We start from the raw sequence: 21,816 nt of genomic DNA on the forward strand, positions 1-21,816 counted from the left end.
TTTATGAGATTGATTCAGTTGTGAGATTGGAAATCCATCAGTTAGCTCGACAGGAACAGTTATTTAGAACATAAAAATAGACAGCCGATCACTGGCTGTCAGTACATAGAATATTGTATTGTAATCAACAAGGTTCTTCAATTATAACATATCTTGGAGTGATTTGTAATGATTAAAGAAGCTGACATCAAACAAACCAAAGAAAATGCAAGAGCCATTTTAAGACAGTATCGAAGTTTACAAAGAAAAGCAGATAGAAGCCCAATAGATATTCGTTCTCCGTTTATCGATGACATGCCTAAAGCGCCAAGCAAAGGGAACTTATTAGAAGATGCGATCATCCAGAATATGGAATCAAAAGAAAAAATAAAGTCTATTGAATATGCTTTAAGCAGACTAGGATTAATCAGCAGACAGACGCTGTATTATACGTATTGTGTGAGAGACGCTATGACGAATGATGAAATAGCAGACAATTTAGGTGTAGCCACTCGAACGCTGAATCGAATGAAGTCGGAAGCTTTACTCGAGTTTGCCGATGTATTTGGAGTAGTTGCCTACCGATAATTTTTGGCGTAAATGGCGTTTTTGGCGCAAATTTGGCCTTTTTGGCGTAGATTTGGCGCAAATTATACGATTTAACGTGATATTATGATAGTGTCGAAAGATTAGGAAACAGGATCGACAAAATAAAATGTAAGGGAGGAAATCTCCCTCATCGTTTTAAACTTCTTTTTAGATAGGCAGCAACTAAACAAAAAATAAACGAAAAGGATGTGTAAAAGCTCCTATGAATTGTTCAACGTTTTTCTTTCGATTGGTTGCTGTCTATTATTATGTCGCTGTGGCGGAAGTAGAGAGACGCAAAGGTGAAGGTAGGTTGCGTACGACGCACTACTGGGACCTTGTACAAAACTAGAGAGGAATAGTACATGAGTGGTGCAATCCCACTCCAGCGACTTAAGGAACCTACGGAAACAATCAATCTTATCGGATGCCGATTGGTTGGCTGAATTAACCAGCGTGCCTGGAAATCAGTTAATAGGCATAAAATACTAGCGCAGACGTGCGCCACTCTCAGGTGTAGGTTAGGAGGGAAACATTAAGTTGGATTTGCTAGGAACACGGCAAGTTGCCTGCGTGAGGCTTTGTATCATTGCGTAGGTCTTGGCTAGAGACAGTATTCTAGTCCAGTGTTCACATAGGGTTATAACTGCATCTTATTGCTGAGGTGTAGTTTTTACATAAAAACAAGGCTAGCAAACTCGCTACCCTTGTTTTATAATATTCGTTGTAGAAAAGTGAAAAGATGGTGGCAATCCATTCTAGGAGGTGATGCTTATGTGTGTAAGTATCAAATCTAGAGAAAGGAGAGCCTGAGTTGTCAGTATTTGAGGCGCTACAGCTAATGATTGCTTTTGCGATGTTAGTTCTAGCTATCAAAGACGGCAATAATAAAAAATAAACCATCTTTCGCTTTGGCCAGCAAGATGGTTTAAGTAAAAACTATTAACTGCCACCGTCTTTTTAACGGTTCTACATAGGACGTGTTTACAGCACGTCCTTTTTCTATATCTATTATAGCATGTGAAAATAGAAAATCAATTACGATCACTCGCTGAGTGGTCTTTTTATTACTCACAAAAAGACCCATGAAGTAATAGTGGGTAACTTCATGGGCTGGGTAATGTGAAAATATGATTGTGTATATCCTACTAAACACTATAGATAGTGTTGCTGTAAAAATCGCCTGCTTATCATTTTTTATTCATCATTCTAAAAGGAAGACAACATTACCCAATTGAGAGTGTAACAGAATTATTTTTGTAGATTGTCCAGATTTTTTTATTTTTTAGATAAAAAGTAAAGTTAGTATCTATCGAATATTGAGAGGTATATCAAATGAACGATAACTACGATTACATTAAATTAATTGAGAAGATAAGAGCAGAGAAAGATATGGATGAACTAGCTAACTTGTTCATGAACATCATTAGTTTGGTGGGGTTAAAGATGGATGAAGTAGCAGCACTAAATTATTTCATCGCTGAGCAAACTATTAAAGCTGAACACAATGCTAAGTTCTTGAAAGAGCGGCTAGACCTGGATGTAAAAGAATTAGGTGTTGAAGGGATATTCAAAGTGCAAGAAGCTTTAGTGAATGTTTATGTCGGAAAGATGCAATAGCATTAGCAAGTAATTATTGGTTGTTTTCAGGAGGGAAACTATGAAATTAAAAGATTATATCAGGGAAGGGTATAACATTGTAACTACACCAAATCTAGCTTATAAAATCCAAGAAGATTATCCCGATGCTTTAGTGTTTACTGATAGAGCTTTAGATGCCATTCCTATAGGGAAGTTATTAGTTGATTGTTATTATAGCAATAATCCAGCTGTTCTTAGTGCTAAGCCACTTCAAAACGCTTATGCTATTGAACGCTTTACTTGCGAGTTTACTGGTTATGAGATGGTATTGCCAATGACAGGCGAGACAGGAAAAAAAGTAATGCAACAGATCAAAAAGAAGATTGATGAATTGACGTTAGATGATGGAAGTAACACGAACCTTCTAGAGATCAAACTAAAAGATACTGACTCAGTACCAGAAGTTTATTATAAAGGTCAACGAATGGATGAAATGCCGATAGGTCTTGTCGATATTACTTATCATTGGCATACGGAAGAAGATGAATTCCAAGTACCAAGAGGAGCTAACGACATCACTATTGAATATTATGATTCACCTAATAACAAGTACTTAGATAGAAAAATCATTGGGCACAAGAGAGATATGTAAATGAAAGAAGCTAGACCTAGAGACGAGATAGACAAACTCTATAAGACGAACAAGTGGAGGAAGCTTAGAGAACTAGTTATAGCAAGAGACTTTGGTGTATGCCAAGAGTGTCAACGTCGAGGGATAGTCACAAGAGGGATAGTTGTTCATCACATAATTGAAGCAAGAGAAGATATAACTAAGTTCTGGGACATTAATAACCTAGAGCTTGTTTGTCTTGCATGCCATAACAAAGAACATCCTGAGAGATCAGGAGGAGAAAAGAAAGTTAAGACGAAGAGAAAGGTAGTGAAGTTCTATGCCACAAGAGAGTAATGCAACAAATAAACAGATCGAGTCTTTAGATTGTCTCATTAAAGAAATTAATAAATTAAAATCGGATATTTTGGATGGAACTGTAGTTATAGAATCAACTTATGGATCTCGTGAGACTAATTGTGAAGTGCTAACGTCACCTAGATTAGCATACGAGAGTTTAAGATTGGGAATCGAACTTAGAAGAAGCAAAGATAAGGAGCCCCCCTACTTAGAAAAGTAGCGACAGGAGGTCGCCAAGACCGGTGAGCTCCCTCCTTTACACAAATACCGCTTTTCAAGTTTTTTAGATCTGGCAGGACCACAAAACAGAAAGAAGGTGATAAGATGCCACAACCAGCTAAAAGTGCTAAATTGCAATTGTTGCAAAAGAATCCTAATAAAAAAAATACTAAAGAATTAAAGAAACGTGCGGACGCAGAGGAACGCTTACAAATGAAAAGCGATAACATCAGAGCTCCTGAGTGGTTGAATGAAACTGCAACGAAAGCATTTGATTTCTTGAAAGAAGAATTGCTTGAGATAGATTTAATTACGAACGGTGATGTTTATCCACTGGCTATGTATTGCTATTGGTACTCAGAACATTTAAAACTGCAAAATCAAGCAGCTAGAGTGCAAAGAGATTATCCAGAAGATATTGGCAATCCGCTGATCAAACAATTGGATACTTGTTCAAAAAACATGCGGTCTTTTGGAAGTGATTTGGGGTTATCGCCTTCAGCTAGAGCTAAATTAGCTATAAAAATGGCTCAAAGCGAGGATGATGATGAATGGACTTGATGTCATTATCATATTCAGAACTTGAAAGATGGTGGGCTGATTACAAAGAAGAACAAGCTTCATGGGGAGGAATCTTATTAGAACCATATCCTGAACTGTTGACTACTTGGTACGCTGAACGATTGATGGATGGATCTATACCAGCGAGTAAAGAAAACATCCTGGCTGCTAAACGTCATGTATTAGATTTAGAACGGCAAGGAACAGAAGAATTTCCGTGGATTTTCGATGAAGAAATTGGACATCGTCCCATTCGTTTTATTGAAGATAATTGCCGCCCGACTGAAGGTGACTTTGAGCGATTTATTTTGCAACCATGGCAACATTTTATCATCGGTTCGATGTTCGGATGGATTCATAAAGACACAGGAATTCGACGTTTTCGTGAAGCTTTGACATTCGTTGGTCGTAAAAATGGAAAGACATCTCTTATCAGTGGGCTATCTGCTTACATGCTTGGATATGATCATGAACAAGGTGCCAATGTCTATGTGTTGGCCAATGCAAAAGATCAAGCCTCTATTTTGTTCGATAAAACCAAAGAAATGGTGAAACAATCGCCACGTTTGGATAAAAAATATAAGCCACAAAGATCCTTAATTAAAGATGAGGCTACTTTCTCTAAAATGGAAGCTCGAGCATCTGATAGTAAAAAGTTGGATGGCTTAAACACTCATTTTGCGATTTTTGATGAAATTCATGAATTCATTAATTTCAAATTGATCAATGTCATAAAAAAATCTCGTGGTACACGAAGACAACCGCTGATCGTATATATAACTACAGCTGGATATGTTCTTGATGGACCGCTTATGCAATATTATGACAATGCACTCGATTGTTTAGAACATCTCGAAGATGGACTAGATGAACGAGTTTTTTATTTTGTAGCAAAGCTAGATGATGTTTCTGAAGCGGATGATCCAAGAAATTGGATCAAAGCTAATCCAAATATCGGATTGATGTCATTTGTTGATTTGGTAACCGATTGGAAAACAGAACGTAATAGTCCCCAAGAACGAGCGGACTGGATCACTAAGCAATTCAATCTATTTTCTGACATAGACGAACTATCGTTTCTGGATATGCAGACAATCAATAAGAATAACAAAATGATTGATTGGGAAATCATGGAAGGTGAAGAATGTGTTGGGGGATACGACTTATCAGAGACACAAGACTTTACATCAGCTAATTTGGAATTTCCCATTTATGAAACTGGAGAAATAGCAATTTTAGAACATAGTTGGATTTCACAGGAACGCTATAACAACGATAATAATAAGCAAAGGCTAGATGCTTGGATTAAGTCAGGTGATTTGACTGTAACACCAGGTAATTATGTTGATTATCAATTTGTTTTTGATTGGTTTGTTGAACAATCTAAAAAATTTAAGATATTAAAAATAAGGTATGACCGAAGAAATAGCTTGATTTTAAACCAACAAATGATCAATTTTGGATTTGTAATGGAAGAAGCCATTCAGGGATTCGCTACTCTTGGTGGACCGATGAAAGATTTAAAAGAACGATTTTTAGATGGCAAAGTTATTTATAATCAGCAAAAAATTTTTAGATGGTATTTATCAAATGTAAAACTAGTTCAAGATAGAAATAATAATTGGATGCCTACGAAACAATCAAAAAATAGAAAAATTGATGGTTTTGCATCAGTGTTAAATAGTCATGTAAGTATAGTAGAAATGTTTGCTAAAAAATCAAAACAAACAGGAACTGTTGGATTTATAAGTATAAGAGAAATGATGAAAGGAGGTTAATAAATGAATAAATTCCAAAGGACTATTAATAAAATAACTCCTAAATTCATCAAACAATCAATTATTAAAGGATATGCTGAAAATCAAAATTTTAAATCATGGATTGGAAAGACTTTTTTTGGATTAGAAAATTCAACTCTTGAAACTAACGAAAATATATTTTCAGTTATTTCTCGTTTAAGTAATACATTATCCAGTCTACCATTCAAAAAATATCTGAATTATGATCAGCAATTCGATGAGTCTATGGATCGATTAATATATTTTCCTAATAAAAATCAAACTTTAGACCAAATAATTAATGTACTTGAAGTTAGTAGAAATACAAATGGGAATGGGTATGCTTTAATTATTCGAGATATTAGGGGGCAATTAGAATCTTTGGTACCTTTCAATCCAAATTATGTTGAACCAGTAATTGAACAGGATAGTAAAGAATTATGGTATCAAGTGAATAATGATGGCAAAACATTCTATTTTCATAATACTGATGTTATTCATGTACGACATATTGCGGGAAATGGAAATTGGAAGGGAATAAGTCCAATCCAAGTATTAAAAAATTCAAATGATTTTGATAAAGCGGTTCGTGAATTTTCTTTAAAAGAAATGCAATCCTTACGAGATTCATTCATTTTAACTTATGCCACTAGCGTTGATGAAGAAAAAAGAAAAGCCGTAGTGGAAGATTTTAGACGTTTCTATGAAGAAAACGGTGGCGTGCTCTTTCAAGAGCCAGGTGTGACTATTGAAGAAATGAAACGGAACTTTGTAGCAACTGATATGAAGATCACTGAAGAAATTACTCGAGACCGTATTGCTAATGTCTATAACGTCCCTAGTATTTTCTTGAACTCTGACAGTAGCAGCTTCTCATCAAATGAACAGTTGATGCAACTATTCGTTAATATGACACTCACTCCGATCGTAAAGCAATATGAAAGAGAGTTTAATAAGAAAATACTTCAAAAAAACGAAAGAATAAAAGGATATTACTTCAAATTTAACATGATGGGATTGCTTCGCGGAGACAGTGATGCACGCCAAAAATTTTATCATGGTGGAATACGCGATGGTTGGATGTCTCCTGACGAGGCAAGAATGTTAGAAGAAATGCCTCCACGAGGTGGAAAAGCTGCTGATCTATGGATTTCAGGTGATATGTATCCGCAAGAAATGGATCCAACATTAAGAAAATCGAATAAAACTAGTGAAACAGACGTAACTAAAAATAGTTAGGTCTTTTTTATTTTGCCTTGAAAGGAGGGTTGAAATGAAAAAGTTTTGGGAATGTAAACAGTCTGCTAATCAAAATGAAGCAGATGTTTTTATATTTGGAGAAATTGTCTCCTTCAAATGGGACGACACAGACACTACTGCAGCAAGTTTTCAAAAAGATTTGAAGGAGCTTGGAGAAGTTAGCCAGATTAATCTTCACATAAATTCACCAGGTGGTTCTGTCTTTGAAGGAATTGCAATTGGAAATATGTTGCGACAGCACAAAGCACGTGTTGTAGCTCATGTGGATGCTTTAGCGGCATCAATTGCCAGTGTGATTGTAGCAAGCTGTGATGAAGTCATTATGCCTGAGAACAGCATGTTAATGATCCACAATCCTTGGACAATTTCAATGGGAAATGCCAAAGAGCTACGTAAACAAGCAGATGATTTGGACAAAATAGCTGAATCTTCTGTAGTTACGTATTTAGCAAAAGCTGGTGAAAAGTTAACAGAAGAAAAAATAAAACAAATTATGGACGAAGAAACTTGGATGTCTGCTCAAGAAGCATACAATTACGGTCTTTGCGATGTGGTTGAGTCAGCTAATCAAGTTGCAGCTTCAATCAGTCAAAAACTGTTTGAAACGTATCAAAAAGTTCCAGAAAAACTTTTGGACTCTAGACAAGAAAACTCGAGAGACCAAGAAAAAATAGAAAAAATCGTTGAACATGCAAAACAAAACAAAGCCTTGATAGGCACAATTCTAGGAGGATTATAAATGAAAACACTGTATGAATTAAAACAAGATTTAGCTACATTAGGACAGCAAATTCAAAAACAAAACGATACGATTATGCAAAAAGCAACAGATCCAGGAACGAGCGCCGAAGAGTTAGTTCAAATGCAAAAATCAAAAGATGATTTACAGCAACGTTTCGATATTATCAAAACTCAACACGACCAAATGGAAGCAGAACAAAAGGCTAATTTGTCAAAAGGACAATTTACTACTTCTGAAAATCCTAAACAAAAAGTAATTGATGCAAAAGCAGAATTGATTCGCAAAACCATTGCAAAAGAAGCTGTTCCATCAGATGTTTTACAAGTATTAGGCGATGATGATGCATCAAAAGGTGGGAAATTCTTACCTAAAACAGTAGCTACCGACATTATCTCTGAACCGATTGTAAAAAATCCATTAAGAGATGTTTCAGCTATCACAAATATTCCTAATCTAGAAATTCCAAAAGTTTCTTTCACATTGGATGATGATGATTTTATTGCTGATATGGAGACAGCAAAAGAACTGAAAGCAAAAGGGGATACAGTAGCTTTTGGACGTCATAAGTTTAAAGTTTTTACTGGTATTTCTGAAACTATCTTAGCTGGAACAAATACGAATTTAGTTTCAACTGTAGAGCGTAATTTACAGTCTGGTGTAGCTGCAAAAGAGCGTAAAGTTGCGTTTGCTACAACTCCTAAAACTGGCGAAGAACATATGAGTTTTTATGACGAAACGGAAGTAAATATTAAAAAAGTCGAAGGTGAAGATTTATACAAAGCAATTAAAGCTGCTATTGCTGATCTACACGAAGACTATCGTGAAAATGCAAAAATCATGATGAAATATGCCGATTATTTAAATATCATCGAAACCCTAGCTAACGGAAGTGCAACTCTGTATACAGCACAACCTGAACAAATTTTAGGTAAACCAGTAATCTTTACTGATGCTGCTGTTACCCCTGTTATCGGAGATTTTTCATACTCACACTTTAACTACGATATCGGTGCGACGTACGAACAAGATAAAGACGTGAAAACAGGTGTTAATTTGTTTGTTGTCACAGCATGGTTCGATCATCAAATCAAACTAGCGTCAGCATTCCGTCTAGCTACGATAAAAAAAGTGTAGCCCCGGCAGTCGTCGGGAAAGTGACCCCGACTGCAGATGGGGCAACTATCGAACTTAGTTAGGCGGTGTATTCATGATTCTAGATCCTAAAAAAGAACAAGATTTAGAAGAAATCAAAGAGGCGATTCGTGAAGATTTTTCTGACGATAATACCGGTATTAAACGATCTGCGGCAGCTGCTATTGCATACATCAAAGGAGCTATCGGACAAGATAAGCCTTCTTTTTATGAAACAGACAACGATTACACAGATCTTTTAAACCTTTCTATCTTGATGCTGACGGATCATTACTATCATGCACGCTCAGCTACCATTGAAACAGCGAATGCAACTGGGGGTTTAAGAGAGTATGACCTAGGGTTCAACTCTCTTATTCTTCAACTCAAAGCGAGTTATAAAGTATTCAAAGAAGGTGAGTCCACTGAAAAGGTCTAGTACAAGAAAATTAAATACAAAAGTTTTCTTTTATCAATATAAACCTTCAAATGGGCCTGAACCCGGTAATGATGAGGAAAAAATATTGTATAAAACAAGAGCTGAAATATACGATCCATCAATGAAGGACCTTGAAGTTTTGAATGGATTAGATAGTAAGTTGGCCGTCACTCTGGTGATGCGTGATCCGAGAAAAAAGTATACTCCGGACAATAAAGATTTCGCAGAAATAATTGATTATCGATATTCCGGACTCAGATGGAATATCGTGGAAGTACGACATGATTTAGCCTCAAATGAGTTTGTCACACTTTTATTAGCGGTGATAAACGATGAGTAACGTAAAGTTTGAAGGCGTTCAAGAAACAATCCAAGCTTTAGAGAAAAAGTTTGGAGAAAAGAAAACTAAGACATTAACAAAAAAAGCAATCAATGTTGGCGCTGAAAAAGTAGAAAAACAGTTGCAAACGGACATGACCGTTTTTAAAGACAAAGGTTATACGATCGATGAGGTTGTTCGCAAGAACGCTACGTATAGAGATTACAAGGCAGAAGCTGAAATCGGTTGGAATGGTCCACATCAACGATATAGAATCATTCATTTGAATGAATGGGGATATACACGAAAGGGCAAACAAATTAGACCGAGAGGATTCGGTGTAATAACAAAATCACTTAAGAATTCCGAGCCGTTGTACTTTGATGCTGTAGGGGAGGAGGTTAAAAAGAGTTTATGAAAGATATGCTTAATATCATTTACGAGGCTCTTTGTTTGAATGAGTATATTCATTCAATGACCTACAACGAGAATACCGAACAATATCGTATTAAATTTTATGAGCAGCCTGAAACCGCCGATAAAACAGGTCCAATGATCACAATTCGTCCTGTAGATACACCTAACGAAGCGTACCACGGAAGTAACAAAGAGCTTTCTGTGGAGCATATGATACAGATTGACGTTGAATCGAAATATAGAACAACATGTAAGCAGATTCAATATGAGATAAAAAAAGAGATGAAAAAACTAGGCTTTGGCCAAATTTCCGGGAAAGGATTAGATGAATATTTTTCTGAAACAAAACGCTTTGTAGATGCGCGCCGTTACGAAGGAAATACAAAAATTTATGATACCGAATATTAGAAATTAAGACACGAAAACAACGTGTCTTTTTTTATTACCCAAAATTAGGAGGAAAATTTTATGACTTTAGTAGGATTCAAAAAAATGACAATCGGGGTCTTTGACAGCACAGGGAAGATTCCAGCAGCAAATTTATATGTAATTGAAGGTAAACAAGACGAAGGAGCAACTGTATCTGCTGAAATCAGTGGGCTATCAAAAGAACCATCAAAAGTTTACGGATCGAACATCGCTTACTATGTCTCTCAAAAAGGAACAGGCGATGTTTCAGCTACTTTTGGATTGTTAGATTTACCAACAGAAGTAAATGACAAAATTCTTGGTTACAAAACTGATACAAACAAAATTAGCTTCTTAGGAGAAGATACTGAGCCACCATATTGTGCAATTTTGATGGAATCGGAGGATTTGAACGGCGATACAGCGATGCTTGCGATGTTCAAAGGAAAATTCAGTCGGGAATCTATTAATCTTAACACTACGACAAATGAAGCTTTCGAACCAGAAGCAGAAGAATATGTATTTTCAGCGATTGCCAATGATGTTGAAGGTGATGCTAAAGGCCAAACAGTCGCAAAATATGTTGGAGACGAAGAAGCTTCTATTACTGCTTTGAAAGAGATGGTATTTCCTACAGCGGGGGAGTAACTAGCCCCGTTGTTGGAGCAATCACTCCCACTATTAATGGGGCAACAGTTGAATTAAGTTAGGAGGATAACTATGCCAGATACATTTAAAATCTATAAAAAAAATGGTACTGAATTTACAAAAGTCGCAGAGGGTGAAAGTCCACTTTCTATTACTGGAATTGCAGCAAATACTCAAGTTGCTAAAGGAGATTATCAAGCTACGCGTGTGGTCGGAGGTCAAGAATCAGTAAAAGTAGATATTCCTGCATTCACCACTCTTCCAATTTCAGTTACTGGTGTGACGTTGGATAAAACGACAGCTGAAGTTGAACAAGGCGGAACCTTAAAATTAACTCCTACTGTAACACCAGCAAATGCAACAGACAAAACAGGAAACTGGAGCAGTTCGAATACAGCTGTAGCTACGGTTACTGGAGGCAACGTTACAGTAAAAACAGACGCTAAAGTTGGCGGAACTACAGAAGTTTCATTTACTACTACGGATGGCGGTAAAGTAGCAAAATGTACTATTACAGTTATTGAAAAAGCAGCGGGCTAGTCTTCGGACTAGCTTTTTTATTTGGAAAATAATGGAGGAATCTAAATGGCAAAAGTAAGAATTGAATTGAAAGAAGAATCAGGAAAGAAAGTCTATGAAAACATAGACACAACAGGGAAAGATTATCGAAAAGCTTTAGAAACAATCAAAAAGCTAAATGAAGATGGAGTAATGATTTGGAATCGTTTAGACATTTATTTGGATTTTGCTGTAGGTATCTTCAGGGATAGCAAATTGACAGCTGAACAAATTCTTGATGGCTTACCATCTGAGAAGGTAATGAGCACATTGGACGACATCCTAGGAGAAGTAATGGGGATTGAAAGCAATCCAGACCCAGACGCAAAAAAGTAACACCCGAAGAAGCAGAAGAAATGTACTTAAACCTATGCAGAGAGTTAGTGAAAGCGGGATGGTCACTATCTGACATAGAAGATAATTCCTTTGAAATGATGATGAAAATTGCGTGCACTTCGCCTAAGAAAGAGAAACAAAAAGAAGTTGATCTTAAAGACTTCTTGAAATCCATGTAGAGAGGAGGTAAACATATGGCAAATGGAAAACCTTTAGGCAATATGATTATCAAACTAGACTTAGACAGTTCAGCCTTTTCAAAAGGTCTAGCCGGAGCTAAAAACGCTGTTAACCATCAAATGAAAGCAATGAAATCACAGATGCAAGTAATGAACTCTTCAGGGGATTCTCTCGGTGCTTTACAAGCAAAATACAATGGTTTAGGCGGAGTTCTACAAGCAAATGAAAAGCAAGTAGAATTGCTCACTAAGGCTTATAAGGATAGTTTTGACTCTAACGGAAACGCTACTGCTTCGACTGCTAAATACGCTAATCAATTGAATCAAGCAACAGCTAGATCAGCAAGTTACGAATCTCAGATGAAAACAACTGTTGGACAGATTGCTCGGATGAAAGTGGAAACGGAAGGGTTTACGGGGAAACTAAAGGCTAATTCTGATGTATTGATTAATTCTGGGAAAAAAATTGAAGCCTTTGGTAAAGGAGTTTCTGGGATAGGATCTGCCCTAACTGTTGGAGTAACAGCTCCGATAGTGGCAGGTGCAACTGCTGTTACTAGTGCAGCTATTTCATGGGAAAGTGCTTTTGCAGGTGTAAAAAAGACTAATGATGAAGTTGTAGACTCGAATGGGAACGTAGTTTATTCCTATAGCGACTTAGAGAAAGGTCTGCGTAATCTTGCCACCCAATTACCTGGTAGCCATCAAGAAATAGCAAATGTAGCCGAAGCCGCTGGGCAATTAGGAATAAAGACTGAAAACGTAGTTAGCTTCACTAAAACGATGATAGACATGGGTGAATCGACTAATATGTCGGCTGAAACTGCGGCAACTTCTTTAGCACGATTTGCTAATATAACCCAAATGTCTCAAAAAGACTTTGATAAATTAGGATCAGTCATTGTTGATCTAGGTAACAATTTTGCTACAACCGAATCAGAAATCACTGAAATGGGACTGCGGTTAGCGGGTGCTGGTAAACAGATTGGAATGAGCCAAGGCGAAATTCTAGGATTTGCTACTGCTCTATCCTCTGTTGGTGTTGAAGCTGAAGCAGGTGGGTCTGCCTTTTCGAAGGTCATGATCCAGATGCAACTAGCTGTAGAAAAAGGATTTGGCGCTTTTGATCAGCTGAAACAGATGGCAGAAGAACAAGGTGTTCCGTGGGTTAATTTAGTAAATGCTGTGAGAGACGGTGGAAAATCGTTAAAAGCAGTATCAGAGCAAATGGGATTCACTTCATCTGATTTAAAGAAAATGTATAAAGAAGCGGACAATTCGAAAAGTTCGCTTGAAAATTTTGCGAATGTGGCAGGTGTTACAAGTGAACAATTCCAGAAGTTGTTCAAGAGTGATCCTTCAGAAGCAATCATCAAGTTCATTCAAGGGCTGAAAGATTCAGAAAAACATGGGACTTCAGCAATCAAAGTTCTGGATGACATGGATATAAAAGAAGTTCGACTACGCGACAGTTTATTGAGAGCTGCAAATGCTAGTGACATATTCAAAGGAGCAATTGAAAAAGGAAACGGCGCGTGGAAACAAAATACAGCTTTAACAAATGAAGCTAATAAAAGATACGAAACAACTGAATCAAAGCTAAAGATGTTGAAAAACGAAGTGATTGATACAGCAATCGATCTTGGAGGTCCATTTGTAGACGCGTTGCGTGATGGTCTAAATGTATCGAAACCATTGATAAAAAACTTAGGGAATATGGCGAAAGCTTTCTCGGCTATGAGTGATGATCAACAAAGAAACATTATCAAATGGGTTGGATTAGCAGCAGCAGCTGGTCCAGCGCTGAAGCTTTTAGGAACTGGTACTTCAGTAATAGGTAAAGTTACTTCAACTACTGGAAGATTGACGAAAAGCCTTGTTGATTTAGCAGCGAAAGCAGCAGAAAAGAAGGCTATGGATGCCTTTGCATCGTCGGTAACAACAGCTGGTGCTGCAGCTGCAAAGACAGCAGGAGCTGGAGGTATTGGCGGGTTAGTCCCTATGATGGGAAAAACAGCTAGTGCTGCAAGTACTGCTGCGGGCGCCAGCGGAATAGGCGCAATGACAACATCACTAGGTTTATTAGGTCCTGCTCTGCTTGGTATTGTTGGCGTTGGTGGCGCACTAGCAGTTGGCTATGGAGCATGGAAATTATTTGGTGAAGAAGCATGGAATTCCTCGCAAAGAGTAAAGCAATGGGGAACAGATGTCGGTGAGGAAATAGATAGTACTCTTGACGGAGTACAGAAGAATATTGAAGGTGCAAATGGTCAATTCGGGCTTCTCAAAGAAGGATTTACTGTTGATGATGCGAATAATATGGCGGCTAATTTCGCAACCGCTGGAACATCTTTAGAAACATCTTTAACAGGTAGAATAAAGGCATTAGACGATGCACTAAAAGGGCTACCTCAATCAGTTCAGGATGCCATGAAAGAAGTAGCTGAATCAGAAGAAGAAACCTTAGGGCAATCTCTTTCTAAAATAAAAGACAACAATGAAGAAATAAAAAAAATCAGAGAAAGAGCCGCAAATCAGAACAGAGACTTGACTGTTTCAGAACTACAACAGATACAGGATCTAATGAAAGGAACTTCTCAAGCGTATGTGGATACGCTTGATGTTTCTGCTAAAGACAGAAAAAAGATACTATCAGCCATGAATGGTGATGTTGCACAGGCTACAGAAGAAGAAGCGAAGACGTGGTTACAATCTTTAGCGAAACAAAAAGCTGCAACTACCGAAAATTATAGACAAATGCTTGAAGAAAAAAAGGCGGCTTTAAAGGAAAAGGGAGTAAGCAAAGAATTCATTGATGCATTAGAAGATGAAATGAATGATTACATCAAAACTACAAATCAAGGATTCGATAGCCAAATAGCTGCTATAACAAATAAATATCCACAATTGATTAACGAAGTGAGTTTATCAAATGGTCAATTATTTAGCAAAACGGCAGCTGCTATGGACAATACTGGTCAGTATACAAAAGTTTTTCTCGAAAGTAATGAAAAGATTTTAGCCCAAGCGAACAAAACATCGGATGAAATAGCAGATAATGCCGAAAAAAATGCAGAACAACTTGGTATGGTAGCTGATGAGGCTACGCATGCTGGATCAACTTGGAATGGCTTAGTTTTAGACGAAAAAACAGGAAAAGTAAAAACTAATGTACAAGAAGTAGTGAATGAAGCAACGAAGGATTTCACTAAATGGAATGAACTGAAACCTGTTGTTCATGATGCGAAACTAACAACGAATGCAAAAGATGTCATTTCCATAGCGGCAGTACAAAATGGCTATTGGGATGATATGGAATGGAAAGAAAAAGAAGCATTATTAGAAGATGAGTGTTCTAAAAATGTATACAAGGCTTTAGAAAATGCTGGTAAATGGAATGAGTTAGATATTCCTTCTAAAGAAGCAATCCTAACTTCAAATACTCCTGAAGTTATGGGTGAAACTCTCATGAATTTGGGACTATGGGATACTTACAAACTTCAAGTGAAAGATTTAGATTTGAATGCGTATAAAGTATACGATGCTATCGATGGATCAGAAGAAAAATTAAATAGTTGGGCTCAATTAGATAAACCCACAAAAGAATTGTTATTAGATAACTCAGATTTTTCTACAAAACTTTTTAATTCAGAAGAAATGTTTAAACGTTGGAATCAGTTATCATCTAATGCAAAGTTTCTTTCAGCTAATAATACTAAATTTACAGAGGTTCTTTTATCATCTGACAGAATGTGGAATCAATGGGTAAACCTTCCTGATAATGAGAAAAGATTACTTGCAGATAACGAAGATTTAGCTACCACTGTTTTATCTTCAGAAGAAATATACGGAAGATGGACTCAATTACCAGATAATCAAAAATATATGTTAGCTGACAATACTGACTTAGCAAACAAAATATTCGCTTCAGAAGAATCATGGAATGCATGGAAAGCAATTCCAGACACAGTTAAAAACTTGCTTGGTAATAATATTGATTTACTGGCTAAAGTGAAAGACGGGACTGTAAGTGTAGAAGAATATAACAAAGTTATGCCACTTCTTAAAACTCTATATGGAGATAACGTTAATTTAAAAGAGGCAATCAGTGGGGCTAAAAGCTCTATAGAGAATTACAACAAAAATATTTTTCCTAATGATAAAACTGCAGTAGGACACGATGAGGCTTCACAAGCTGCTAAAGATGCATTTGAAGCGTTCAACATCTTCCAAACAAAAATACCAGATAAAATTACTAAAACTGTATCAGCTGACTTTATAGGTCCTATGCCTAATGCTAAAGGAACGAACTTCCATCCTGGCGGAGCAGCTATGGTAAACGATCAAAAAGGACCTACTTATGAAGAGCTTATAACCTTGCCAAGCGGAGAAGCTTTTATACCTAAAGGACGTAATGTCGTTTTAGACTTACCAAGAGGTTCGAAAGTACTGAACGCCACTAAAACTAAACGTCTAGTACCTAAATATGCTGATGGTATAGGAAACATAACGACGGTTTCATCTACGCTAAACTTAGATGCTTTAATTTTAGCTATTAACGAGCTAACGACGGTATTGAGAACTCAACTGATGGCAGGAATGCCTAATGCTAAAGATACTAAACTATCAGATGAAACAAAAGTTGCCGATCCGATTATTCCGGACAGTCTTTCAGGAAAATCAGATCAGTATCTAGGAATTGGAGCTCAATGGTTAACTAATCTAATGAATGGTTGGAACTCAGCGGTTCCTCAATATATGAATAGTGAAATGGCTTTTATTACAAACTATCTCAATGCGCTAAAACTTCAAAACAATCCTAATTATACGCAAGGAGCAACATGGAATAAGAACTTACTGAATGGATGGAATAGTTTAACTGGGACATTTATTGCTACAATCAATTCATTTTGTAATCAAGCAATGGTTACGCTTAGAAACTACAACACTCCTATGTACAACAATGGCCGAATGTGGCAGCAAAATAATCTTAATGGTTGGAATTCATTGTATGGATCATTCATAGTCCGTGTAAATCAGCTTGGTAACGATTCGATTAACAACCTTCGTTCTAAAAGTGGTGGTTTTTACAATGCAGGGACATTCTTGTTGCAATCTTTAATAAACGGAATGAATTCGTTAGGTAATTCTCTTTCTACAACAATGAACAATGTCGCTAATACAATGGTTGGTGGTATGGGCAAAGGGGTTAATGGCGTCATATCGGGAGTTAACTATGTGCTTAAGGAAGTTGAGTCAAGTAAGAATATCGGAAACTGGCCAATTCCACAATACGCTAAGGGAACTGATGGGCATCCTGGTGGACTTGCTATGATTAATGATCAAAAAGGCCTAGTTCACGAAGAATATGTTCAGATGCCAGATGGACGTGGTTTTATTGCCAAAGGTAGAGATCTTCTTGTTAATTTGCCTAAAGGAGCTCAGGTCTTAAATGCTTCTTTAACAAAGAAATTAAAGGAACGCTTAAATATTCCACACTACGAAAAAGGTATTGGCAATTTAAACATCGTTGATTTACTTGATGATGAAAAAAGAATGTTAGAATTCTTAACTAGCAAAGTTGACTTTTCAGGCATTAATGAACCATGGCTTGATATGACTAAATCAGGAACGTCATTAATGTCCAAAGCTGCAAATACAATGCTTCAATCAAAATTAAGTGAATTCTTCACTCATGGCAATTTTGATGGCGCAGTAAATGCCAATGGTGTTTATCAATATTTAGTTGATGTTGCACAGAAAGTAATGGGCAAGTTCCCCGGACTTACAGTAACTTCTGGATATCGAGCAGGAGATGCTTACTATCACGGAAAACGGCAAGCTATCGACTTGGCTTATCCAGGTATATCTGGAGATCCGAGATATACAGCAGCAGCTAATTACGCTTTTGAAAAATTCCCTTCAAAAATTGCGTATGTCATTACGAATGGACGTGTACGTGACCGCATGGGCTTATCTGGAACAGGGTCAAGCGGACAATGGACGAATTGGCCAGATGGCGATCACTTCGATCATATTCATTTAAACGGTTCGATGGGGTCTGGCGATATATTCAATGGAGGAGTTGGAGGAAGCGGTGTTGCACGCTGGCGTTCTTATGTGTCTAAAGCATTGAAAATGAATGGATTACCAGCTACAGCAGCTTATATAAATGCCTGGATGTCCCAAATCCAAACGGAATCTGGTGGTAATGAGAAAGCAATCGGCGGCAATGATGGGCTCGCTGAAGGCAATGCAACAGGATTACTTCAAACGAAACCCGGAACTTTTGCAGCTAACGCTTTTCCTGGTCACGGAAATATTATGAACGGATTTGATAACATGTTAGCAGCAATCAATTATGCTAAGAAACGTTACGGAGTTGCAGGTATGTTGCAAGTTATCGGGAAAGGACATGGATATGCCAATGGCGGATTGATTACCAAAGACGGACTATATCGAGCAGGAGAAGGAAATAAACCAGAAATGGTTATTCCATTGACAAGAAAAACAAGAGCTATTGAATTGATGGGTCAAGCATTAGCTTTTCTTTCTGGCGATGACAAGAAACACTCCAACACTACAAATACAGCTGATAATTCAGCAGAGCTTGTAACTTTGATTAAACAGCAACAAAAACAGCATAATGAGTTAATGATGATTCTTAGAGCGATTCTTGGAAAAGATTTAAGTCTCAAGTCTTCTGACATTGGGCAAGCTGCTAATCATTATATGGGCTCTGATTTGAATAAACTTCGATATACGAATGGAGGTGTTTGATAATTGTTTTACAAATTACAGTTCAATCAAAATGGGAAGTTGTTTGATCCGCAAAGAAAAGAAAAAATTGTATGTAAAGAAATCAAACGTCAAGCACCAGTGTACGAAGTGAATTACGAAGATTTTGAAGGGACGAACGGTAGCAGAGAAGCTAATGCTAGTTTTCGTCCTTTTGAATTAGTGCTGACTTTTGATATCTTTTACAAAAATAAGCATGATAAAGAACTGCTATTAACAGAGTTCTATGAGCTAATTTTTGTTGGTTATCAATATTACATTTCCTATGATTTAAGTCCAGGGAAAAGATTTAAAGTAAATCCAACAAATTTTGAAATTACTGAGGAAGAGAACGATTATTCTACGATAGAAATAACCTTTAATATTCCATCAGGGAGTGCTGAATCCATCGCAACTACTTTAACGGATTTCAATCTAGAGGAAGAATGGCAGTTCTCGCAAGGGCTAGTGGCGGAAGATTACAAGTACACGCATCAGACTAGTCACTTTATTATTTATAATGCTGGTAGCTTTGAAATTGATCCACGTGAACATTATCTGCGGATCACATTAGAAGGAGAATCAGAAGGAAATGTGACGATTTTCAATAAAACAACTGGCGATTGTTTTATTTACTATCCATCACTTTCTACGAATCTCGGACAGACATTAGTCTTGGATGGCGTGATTCCAAAATTGAACGGTGTAAGTTGTGGAATCAATACGAATCACGGTCTGATTAATTTGGTTAAGGGTGTCAATGAAATCGAGATCCAAAATATTACTCGTGTGAAATCTTCATGGGATTTCCGTTTCTTATATAAGTAGGTGATTGAGTGACTGATTTAATTATTCGAAATTATGAACAAACCAAAGAAGAAATCCTTGTCGGTTATGACAAGGGTTCTTTTTATGAAAACTGGCAACAAAATGAAACGTGGGAGATTGGCTTTACCGTTACCAGCGATTCGTTGAATCAAGAAGTATTTGATTTAGTCGAATACGAGTCTTCTGTTTTCTACAACGGACAGGAATTTGTGATCAAAGAAATGACTCGCAAAGCACTTGGACAGTTATTGACGAAACAAGTAGTTGCGACACACATTTTTTATACTGTTCAAGATGGCTATCAGTACAATACAGTGACTGGAGCGAGATCTATTAGCCAGTTACTCACGCATGTATTTAGTGCAGGTAGTCGCGGCTTTACATGGGAAGTCATTGATCCAAACAAGAAATTCCTTACAGTCGAACAAGAAAACTTCGGTAATGCGAATTACTTGAAGCTGATCGATGAGATTCTGACTGACTATAATGCAGTCGTGATTCCGAATAATAAACATCTAACTTTCTATCCTGCCAGTGAGTACGGCCAGCGAACGGAAGAACAGATTCGCTATAAATACAATACAGATGAAGTTTCATTTGATATTGATACGTACAGTCTAAAAACACAAATCAAGGGTTATGGAAAGTTAAAAGATGGAGCGAATACTGAGGATCCTAAAGACAGTGATTATGTGTTTACTCCTATCACTTACACAAGTCCTGAATCACAGAAGTGGGGAATCAGGATACAAGATCCTGTTAAAGACGAACGGTATACCGTATCAGGGAACATGCTCGAGCGGTTAAAGACAGACTTGCAAGACTATCCAAGTATTTCGGGATCCGTAACCTTGAAATGGAAAATCAGTCCCAACAAAGGTGATCACGTTCCATTCATTTATGAACCTTTGAATATCAATACGTACATTCAAGTGGTAGGAATCAAGACGTATCCAGCAATACCAAATAAGCCACCAGAAATCACATTGAGCAACACAAAGAAAACAATGACGTCGATACTCGCTGAAATGGCGAAGAAAGGAGTGATTTGATGGGGTTATTAAAATTAATCAGTAACCGTATCTCTACGGAATGGAAAGAGAAGTTTAATAAAAACATTGACTACCTTAATGATCTTGAAAAAAAACTATCTGATCAAGGCAAAGCAACGAACAGTCGTATTGATAATCTCGTGCTTCATTCAGGCGGTGATTCACCAAATGAAGTAGTGGATGCAAGAGTAAATAGCAAAGGAAAGACCTTTGATACACTAAATGGTCGATTAATCGAATATGAAGATTTATCAAATCAAGAAATTCAGGAATTGAATTTAAAATTGAATCAATTAATTGCTCAAGTTAGTCAGTTAAATGGAAGTGTTCAAACTATTATTGGAGGATATAACGAATCTATCAATATCTATGTTTCAAAGGATGGAAACGACCAGACTGGTGATGGTTCTCAAGAAAATCCTTTTTTGACAATTCAAACTGCTGTTAATTCTGTTCCGCTTGTGACAACTTCTACCGTTATTATTTGGATTAGTGATGGCGTGTATTTGGAAGATGTACTTGTTAATGGTTTAACGTTTAGAACATTTATTATACGTCCTTTAAATGACACTAGCACGTTAGACCCTCAAGTGTCTGATTGTCCAGTAAAAATTAGAAGTATTATGTTCGCAACATGTACTGGCTATTGTCAAATTGTCGGAATGCAGATTGTTGACACTGCAAATTCTCCACTTTTTCAAGGAAGACAGTACGGAATTGTTAATGAACAGAGTGGCTACATGGCTATTAGTCAATGTAAATTTGCGGAAAATACTAAATCATTGGCATATAATGCTGTGTATGTAGGTGGGACTTCTAAAATGAATATGTATGGGTCCACAACATTTATTAATCAAGACATTGCTATACAAGTTCGTTTGTTATCAGAATTTAATGTTGGTAGCTTGAAAGGCTCAGGAAATAATATTGGAGTATATGTAGATTCTGCAACAGCTAGATATATCAAACCGGACTCAGAGTTTGCGACAACTGAGAATAAAATTATCGGTCGTGGATTAATTATTAATACAGGGAAGGTGTTGTAG

21 protein-coding genes are annotated in these 21,816 nt (G+C 37.0%); all 21 read left to right on the forward strand.

Annotated elements, in window-relative coordinates; translation table 11 throughout:
• Positions 1-168: 168 nt before the first annotated feature.
• The 21 genes from AB3I00_RS09805 to AB3I00_RS09905 all read left to right on the forward strand — a co-directional run bounded on the left by AB3I00_RS09805 (position 169) and on the right by AB3I00_RS09905 (position 21,816).
• The gene (locus AB3I00_RS09805) at positions 169-567 is read left to right on the forward strand and encodes an ArpU family phage packaging/lysis transcriptional regulator (RefSeq protein WP_126344224.1); all 399 of its coding nucleotides are present in this window, start codon (positions 169-171) and stop codon (positions 565-567) included.
• Positions 568-1,408: 841 nt separating this feature from the next.
• Positions 1,409-1,465 carry a hypothetical protein gene (locus AB3I00_RS09810; protein WP_368025184.1) on the forward strand — a complete coding sequence of 19 codons (57 nt, stop codon included), beginning with the start codon at positions 1,409-1,411 and terminating at the stop codon, positions 1,463-1,465.
• 437 nt (positions 1,466-1,902) lie between these two features.
• A complete protein-coding gene (locus AB3I00_RS09815) occupies positions 1,903-2,187 on the forward strand; it encodes a hypothetical protein (protein ID WP_104878827.1) in 285 nt (94 codons plus the stop codon).
• Between the two features lie 40 nt (positions 2,188-2,227).
• Positions 2,228-2,800, forward strand: a complete 573-nt coding sequence (locus tag AB3I00_RS09820; protein ID WP_368025137.1) for a hypothetical protein — start codon at positions 2,228-2,230, stop codon at positions 2,798-2,800.
• A complete protein-coding gene (locus tag AB3I00_RS09825) occupies positions 2,801-3,115 on the forward strand; it encodes an HNH endonuclease (RefSeq protein ID WP_002315367.1) in 315 nt (104 codons plus the stop codon).
• 327 nt (positions 3,116-3,442) lie between these two features.
• Entirely contained in the window at positions 3,443-3,898 is a 456-nt protein-coding gene (locus tag AB3I00_RS09830) for a phage terminase small subunit P27 family (protein ID WP_123858048.1), read from the forward strand.
• Positions 3,889-5,676 carry a terminase large subunit gene (locus tag AB3I00_RS09835; protein ID WP_368025138.1) on the forward strand — a complete coding sequence of 596 codons (1,788 nt, stop codon included), beginning with the start codon at positions 3,889-3,891 and terminating at the stop codon, positions 5,674-5,676. The genes AB3I00_RS09830 and AB3I00_RS09835 overlap by 10 nt, the downstream gene beginning before the upstream one ends.
• 3 nt (positions 5,677-5,679) lie before the next feature.
• Positions 5,680-6,915: a phage portal protein gene (locus tag AB3I00_RS09840; protein ID WP_368025139.1), complete on the forward strand. Its 1,236-nt coding sequence runs from the start codon at positions 5,680-5,682 to the stop codon at positions 6,913-6,915.
• 34 nt (positions 6,916-6,949) lie between these two features.
• Positions 6,950-7,675, forward strand: coding sequence for a head maturation protease, ClpP-related (locus AB3I00_RS09845; RefSeq protein ID WP_002315361.1), 726 nt, complete (start codon positions 6,950-6,952; stop codon positions 7,673-7,675).
• Entirely contained in the window at positions 7,676-8,812 is a 1,137-nt protein-coding gene (locus AB3I00_RS09850) for a phage major capsid protein (protein ID WP_065763659.1), read from the forward strand. It begins immediately after the preceding gene.
• A 73-nt stretch (positions 8,813-8,885) separates the two neighbouring features.
• Positions 8,886-9,248 (forward strand): head-tail connector protein, encoded by a 363-nt coding sequence (locus AB3I00_RS09855; protein WP_149558007.1) that lies wholly within the window; start codon positions 8,886-8,888, stop codon positions 9,246-9,248.
• 85 nt (positions 9,249-9,333) lie between these two features.
• The gene (locus AB3I00_RS09860; RefSeq protein WP_225610375.1) at positions 9,334-9,588 is read left to right on the forward strand and encodes a phage head-tail adapter protein; all 255 of its coding nucleotides are present in this window, start codon (positions 9,334-9,336) and stop codon (positions 9,586-9,588) included.
• Complete coding sequence (locus AB3I00_RS09865) at positions 9,581-9,985, forward strand: hypothetical protein (protein ID WP_016631243.1); 405 nt, start codon at positions 9,581-9,583, stop codon at positions 9,983-9,985. Before AB3I00_RS09860 ends, AB3I00_RS09865 begins: the two co-directional genes overlap by 8 nt.
• The gene (locus AB3I00_RS09870; protein ID WP_016631244.1) at positions 9,982-10,392 is read left to right on the forward strand and encodes a hypothetical protein; all 411 of its coding nucleotides are present in this window, start codon (positions 9,982-9,984) and stop codon (positions 10,390-10,392) included. Before AB3I00_RS09865 ends, AB3I00_RS09870 begins: the two co-directional genes overlap by 4 nt.
• A 60-nt stretch (positions 10,393-10,452) precedes the next feature.
• A complete protein-coding gene (locus AB3I00_RS09875) occupies positions 10,453-11,040 on the forward strand; it encodes a major tail protein (RefSeq protein WP_016631245.1) in 588 nt (195 codons plus the stop codon).
• Positions 11,041-11,112: 72 nt separating this feature from the next.
• Positions 11,113-11,580: an Ig domain-containing protein gene (locus AB3I00_RS09880; protein ID WP_368025140.1), complete on the forward strand. Its 468-nt coding sequence runs from the start codon at positions 11,113-11,115 to the stop codon at positions 11,578-11,580.
• A 45-nt stretch (positions 11,581-11,625) separates the two neighbouring features.
• Positions 11,626-11,934 carry a hypothetical protein gene (locus AB3I00_RS09885; RefSeq protein ID WP_002337251.1) on the forward strand — a complete coding sequence of 103 codons (309 nt, stop codon included), beginning with the start codon at positions 11,626-11,628 and terminating at the stop codon, positions 11,932-11,934.
• Between the two features lie 194 nt (positions 11,935-12,128).
• Positions 12,129-18,893, forward strand: a complete 6,765-nt coding sequence (locus AB3I00_RS09890; RefSeq protein ID WP_368025141.1) for a phage tail tape measure protein — start codon at positions 12,129-12,131, stop codon at positions 18,891-18,893.
• A 3-nt stretch (positions 18,894-18,896) separates the two neighbouring features.
• Positions 18,897-19,718 carry a phage tail domain-containing protein gene (locus tag AB3I00_RS09895; RefSeq protein ID WP_368025142.1) on the forward strand — a complete coding sequence of 274 codons (822 nt, stop codon included), beginning with the start codon at positions 18,897-18,899 and terminating at the stop codon, positions 19,716-19,718.
• An 8-nt stretch (positions 19,719-19,726) separates the two neighbouring features.
• Positions 19,727-20,770 carry a phage tail protein gene (locus tag AB3I00_RS09900; protein ID WP_368025143.1) on the forward strand — a complete coding sequence of 348 codons (1,044 nt, stop codon included), beginning with the start codon at positions 19,727-19,729 and terminating at the stop codon, positions 20,768-20,770.
• Positions 20,770-21,816 carry a hypothetical protein gene (locus tag AB3I00_RS09905; RefSeq protein WP_368025144.1) on the forward strand — a complete coding sequence of 349 codons (1,047 nt, stop codon included), beginning with the start codon at positions 20,770-20,772 and terminating at the stop codon, positions 21,814-21,816. Before AB3I00_RS09900 ends, AB3I00_RS09905 begins: the two co-directional genes overlap by 1 nt.

It is taken from the genome of Enterococcus sp. C76, assembly GCF_040886985.1.
Taxonomy (GTDB): domain Bacteria; phylum Bacillota; class Bacilli; order Lactobacillales; family Enterococcaceae; genus Enterococcus_B; species Enterococcus_B lactis.

What these genes read in the sequence shown, in the direction of transcription:
- AB3I00_RS09845 (WP_002315361.1), top strand. Translation starts at nt 6,950, where the DNA reads ATGAAAAAGTTTTGGGAATGTAAACAGTCTGCTAATCAAAATGAAGCA.
- AB3I00_RS09905 (WP_368025144.1), top strand. Translation starts at nt 20,770, where the DNA reads ATGGGGTTATTAAAATTAATCAGTAACCGTATCTCTACGGAATGGAAA.
- AB3I00_RS09865 (WP_016631243.1), top strand. Translation starts at nt 9,581, where the DNA reads ATGAGTAACGTAAAGTTTGAAGGCGTTCAAGAAACAATCCAAGCTTTA.
- AB3I00_RS09825 (WP_002315367.1), top strand. Translation starts at nt 2,801, where the DNA reads ATGAAAGAAGCTAGACCTAGAGACGAGATAGACAAACTCTATAAGACG.
- AB3I00_RS09830 (WP_123858048.1), top strand. Translation starts at nt 3,443, where the DNA reads ATGCCACAACCAGCTAAAAGTGCTAAATTGCAATTGTTGCAAAAGAAT.
- AB3I00_RS09805 (WP_126344224.1), top strand. Translation starts at nt 169, where the DNA reads ATGATTAAAGAAGCTGACATCAAACAAACCAAAGAAAATGCAAGAGCC.
- AB3I00_RS09855 (WP_149558007.1), top strand. Translation starts at nt 8,886, where the DNA reads ATGATTCTAGATCCTAAAAAAGAACAAGATTTAGAAGAAATCAAAGAG.
- AB3I00_RS09890 (WP_368025141.1), top strand. Translation starts at nt 12,129, where the DNA reads ATGGCAAATGGAAAACCTTTAGGCAATATGATTATCAAACTAGACTTA.
- AB3I00_RS09870 (WP_016631244.1), top strand. Translation starts at nt 9,982, where the DNA reads ATGAAAGATATGCTTAATATCATTTACGAGGCTCTTTGTTTGAATGAG.
- AB3I00_RS09885 (WP_002337251.1), top strand. Translation starts at nt 11,626, where the DNA reads ATGGCAAAAGTAAGAATTGAATTGAAAGAAGAATCAGGAAAGAAAGTC.
- AB3I00_RS09850 (WP_065763659.1), top strand. Translation starts at nt 7,676, where the DNA reads ATGAAAACACTGTATGAATTAAAACAAGATTTAGCTACATTAGGACAG.
- AB3I00_RS09815 (WP_104878827.1), top strand. Translation starts at nt 1,903, where the DNA reads ATGAACGATAACTACGATTACATTAAATTAATTGAGAAGATAAGAGCA.
- AB3I00_RS09880 (WP_368025140.1), top strand. Translation starts at nt 11,113, where the DNA reads ATGCCAGATACATTTAAAATCTATAAAAAAAATGGTACTGAATTTACA.
- AB3I00_RS09820 (WP_368025137.1), top strand. Translation starts at nt 2,228, where the DNA reads ATGAAATTAAAAGATTATATCAGGGAAGGGTATAACATTGTAACTACA.
- AB3I00_RS09835 (WP_368025138.1), top strand. Translation starts at nt 3,889, where the DNA reads ATGGACTTGATGTCATTATCATATTCAGAACTTGAAAGATGGTGGGCT.
- AB3I00_RS09840 (WP_368025139.1), top strand. Translation starts at nt 5,680, where the DNA reads ATGAATAAATTCCAAAGGACTATTAATAAAATAACTCCTAAATTCATC.
- AB3I00_RS09875 (WP_016631245.1), top strand. Translation starts at nt 10,453, where the DNA reads ATGACTTTAGTAGGATTCAAAAAAATGACAATCGGGGTCTTTGACAGC.